We start from the raw sequence: 1,096 nt of genomic DNA, 5'->3' as shown, positions 1-1,096 counted from the left end.
GGGGCGACGGAGCCGCGCAACGAGTCAGCCTGATCAGCGTCGACAATCACGAACCCGACGCCTACTTCCCCGAACCGAAGCCGTCGATGGCGTCCAACGGTAGCAATACCCTCGCCGTTCTACTGCGTGGTGAAACCTCGACCGAAGACACCGAATCCGAGTACAAGGACCTGGACATGCTCGAAGCACTCGCTCGACTACTCGTGGAGGCTCAGACGTGGTGAACGAAAACCGAAGCCAGTCCAACAGTGTCGTGGTCAGCGGTGACCCGGATACAGCGGAGTACCGCGAGGCCGCCCTGCACGATGCAGTGAACGGTCTACGCGAGCGCCATCCGATCTCATCCGCCTCCGTGGCCTTCTATCCGTGGCAGCGAAATACGTTGTTGGCGGGCTTTGCGCTGGTCGTCGTCAGCCTCGTGTTCTTCCTCGTCCCGACTCTCATCGCGCTGACATTGATCTGCACCATTGGATACATCTGGGCGATGGTCGACCGTCTGATCTTGTTCACGAGGGGTCTCGATGCGTCCTCGATCATGACGATCAGTGACGAAGAGGCACTTGCTCTTTCATACGACGACCTTCCCACCTATACCATTCTGGTCCCCGCATACAACGAGCCGGAGGTCGTCGGCGACCTCATCGCAGCCATGCGAGCGATCGATTATCCGGCAGACAAGATGCAAGTCCTGCTCCTACTCGAGGAGGATGATGCCATCACGATCGAAGCGGCGCTTGCCGCCGGTGTGGACGAGGTCGTCAGCATTCTGAAGGTGCCCGCGGCCGATCCACGAACCAAACCGAAAGCATGCAACTACGGTCTGCATTTCTCGACGGGCGAGATCGTGACGATCTACGACGCCGAGGATTCCCCCGACCCACTCCAATTACGTCGAGTAGTCGCAACTTTCGCGAAACTTCCCGAGAACACTGCTTGTGTTCAGGCCAAACTTGCATTCCACAACGGAACTCAGAACCTGTTGACCGCGTGGTTCACCGCCGATTACGCGCTGTGGTTCAGCTTCATCCTTCCTGGATTGATGCGGAGCAATTCACCGATTCCTCTCGGCGGCACTTCGAATCACCTACGCCGTAGC

General features: G+C 58.4%; 2 protein-coding genes. Both read left to right on the top strand.

Annotated elements, in window-relative coordinates; translation table 11 throughout:
* A partial coding sequence (locus tag AC0B9F_RS38435; RefSeq protein ID WP_472010484.1) for a hypothetical protein occupies positions 1 to 224 on the top strand: 224 nt, incomplete at its 5' end.
* A partial coding sequence (locus AC0B9F_RS38430) for a glycosyltransferase (RefSeq protein ID WP_472010482.1) occupies positions 218 to 1,096 on the top strand: 879 nt, incomplete at its 3' end. The genes AC0B9F_RS38435 and AC0B9F_RS38430, both read left to right, overlap by 7 nt.

Source organism: Streptomyces sp. NPDC097129, from assembly GCF_055668065.1.
The sequence above is the reverse complement of the archived record's forward strand: the minus strand, read 5'-3'. Positions and strand labels throughout refer to the sequence as shown.